Origin of the sequence: Staphylococcus sp. HMSC065D05, assembly GCF_001813195.1 — a bacterium.
GTDB lineage: Bacteria > Bacillota > Bacilli > Staphylococcales > Staphylococcaceae > Staphylococcus > Staphylococcus epidermidis.
In genome coordinates this window covers 1-2,138 of sequence record NZ_KV811743.1, presented here as the reverse complement: position 1 = coordinate 2,138, position 2,138 = coordinate 1, and the positions used below count along the sequence as shown (strand labels likewise).

At 28.1% G+C, this 2,138-nt stretch carries 3 protein-coding genes; 1 reads left to right on the top strand and 2 read right to left on the bottom strand.

The window, feature by feature from the left end; genetic code table 11:
• Positions 1-179: 179 nt before the first annotated feature.
• Positions 180-281 carry a type I toxin-antitoxin system Fst family toxin gene (locus HMPREF2897_RS12760; protein ID WP_002446825.1) on the top strand — a complete coding sequence of 34 codons (102 nt, stop codon included), beginning with the start codon at positions 180-182 and terminating at the stop codon, positions 279-281.
• Between the two features lie 143 nt (positions 282-424).
• Here the strand turns inward: HMPREF2897_RS12760 and HMPREF2897_RS04560 are convergent, their stop codons facing one another.
• Positions 425-1,195, bottom strand: coding sequence for an ABC transporter permease (locus tag HMPREF2897_RS04560; protein WP_002496553.1), 771 nt, complete (start codon positions 1,193-1,195; stop codon positions 425-427).
• A 1-nt stretch (position 1,196) separates the two neighbouring features.
• Positions 1,197-1,892 carry an ABC transporter ATP-binding protein gene (locus HMPREF2897_RS04555; protein ID WP_002446823.1) on the bottom strand — a complete coding sequence of 232 codons (696 nt, stop codon included), beginning with the start codon at positions 1,890-1,892 and terminating at the stop codon, positions 1,197-1,199.
• Positions 1,893-2,138 lie beyond the last annotated feature (246 nt).

Genomic DNA, 2,138 nt, shown 5'->3' with positions numbered 1-2,138 from the left:
ATACTTATAAAGTATCTCTTTTGCCTCTAGATATCATAGAAATGGATCTGAATCTCACTATCATTACATAAAATGACTTATCGGAAGTTATCTATTATCCCTTATTCAGAGATGATATAATATACAGGTCGCCTATCTCTCAGGCGTCAATTTAGACGCAGAGAGGAGGTGCATATCAGATGATCGAAGCTCTTGTTCACATCACGACCACAGTCATCAGTGGTTGTATTGTTGCGTTATTTACGCATTGGCTACGTACACGTAACAATAAGAAAAAATAGGCGATATTAAGCCAACACCTAAAAATCCCCTCACTACGGCAATAGTGAGGGGATTGGTGCATATAATGCACGAAGCTCTTGTTAAGTGAATTATAACACTGTTTAGTAGAGAAATGCAAAATTATAAAGTGTGTTGAGTTAAATTAAACATTTTTCTTTTTAAAGACAAGTACTACGAGAATTAAGAAAATAATAATATAAACAATATTACCAATAAACAATTCATGTAGTTCTAATTTTGTGTATTTTTTCATGCTTTTGTCAACAATTTGAATCATAATATTCATCATACTAATAGGGTTCCATTTTAACCATTCCCATTTATCTACAATAATTGTTAATATACCTGACAAGATTGAAGTGGCAAAATAAAATACAATACCAACAGCAATAGAGACACCAGGACTTTTCATTGCACATGAAATTAATAAAGTGACACTTAAAACTAACCAAGTTCCGACATATGTACCTAACCCGGTTAATAACATTTTACTTAATAACGATAACTCATCCCCCTTACTTTCAATGAGATTAATATCATTGAAGAAAATAGCCCATAAAATAAATCCTACAACAATGCTAATAATAAAATATAGTAATGAAAAGATTACTAATGTAATAATTTTACTGATAATAATATTTGTTCTTGTATATTTGCGATAGAGAAGATTTTTAATTGTACCATGATAAAATTCCATTGAAATAATGGTACTAGCTTGAATAATTAATAAAAAGATAAACCATGAAAATCCACTAAAAGCTGATTCAATAGACGATTGTGGAGAAAAAACATCATCATAATTTTTAGAAATTATAGCTTGAACAACCATTAATAATATAATGATAATTGGTATAATAAATGTTGATTTCTTTTTACATAATTTAAAACATTCTTGTTTAATTAAAGTCCCCATTTTAAGATTGATCCTCCTTATCAATGATATTTAATAATACATTTTCTAAATCGTTATCCTCATATTGATTTAATTCCTCTTCTGTAGTTTCAGTAACAAGTTTACCTTTGTTAATGATAAGGATAGAATTTGTAATTTTTACTAATTCACTCAAAATATGACTAGAAATTAAAAAAGTAACTCCTTCTTGTGCTTTTTTTACAATAAGTTCTCTCACATCTCTCACAGCCTTAGGATCTAAACCATTCATAGGTTCATCTAAAATAATTAACTGAGGTTGATTTAAAAAAGCTATTGCAATACCTAATTTTTGTTTCATACCAAGTGAATATGTTTTTGCTTTGTTATGTATATAATCATCCATATCCAGTTGAGAGACAATTGTATCAATATCGTGAGTATTTTTTGTTTCATTTAATAGTTTTAAATTGTCATATCCTGACATGAAAGGATATATTCCAGGATTTTCAATCAATGCACCAACATTACTTTTTTTATTCTTATTTTCAATAATTCTAAATGTCCCATCTTGATAGCTCGAATAACCTAATATGACTTTCATTAAAGAGGTTTTTCCTGCACCATTGGCACCCACAAGACCAATAATCTGTCCTCGTTTTAGGTTTAAAGAAACATCCTCAAGAATAGTCTTATTACCTATCTTTTTTGTTAAATGTTCTACTGTTAAAACATCCATACAATTAGCTCCTTTTTCTTATTTAGATATATGTTATAAATCTAACCTTAATTTATCATAAACTATAATTTATTAAAATGAATATTGAGATACATCAATATAAATCAAATGAAATTCTGTCTATTTTAAGTACACCCTAATCATACAAAATAAGTTTGTCACTTTACTTGATATATGAGAATATTTTTATTTAATAAATAAGAAAGAGCGTGGGACATAAAGTTCCAGGATAAGTAAATAAAGACA

What these genes read in the sequence shown, in the direction of transcription:
- HMPREF2897_RS12760 (WP_002446825.1), top strand. Translation starts at nt 180, where the DNA reads ATGATCGAAGCTCTTGTTCACATCACGACCACAGTCATCAGTGGTTGT.
- HMPREF2897_RS04555 (WP_002446823.1), bottom strand. Translation starts at nt 1,892, where the DNA reads ATGGATGTTTTAACAGTAGAACATTTAACAAAAAAGATAGGTAATAAG.
- HMPREF2897_RS04560 (WP_002496553.1), bottom strand. Translation starts at nt 1,195, where the DNA reads ATGGGGACTTTAATTAAACAAGAATGTTTTAAATTATGTAAAAAGAAA.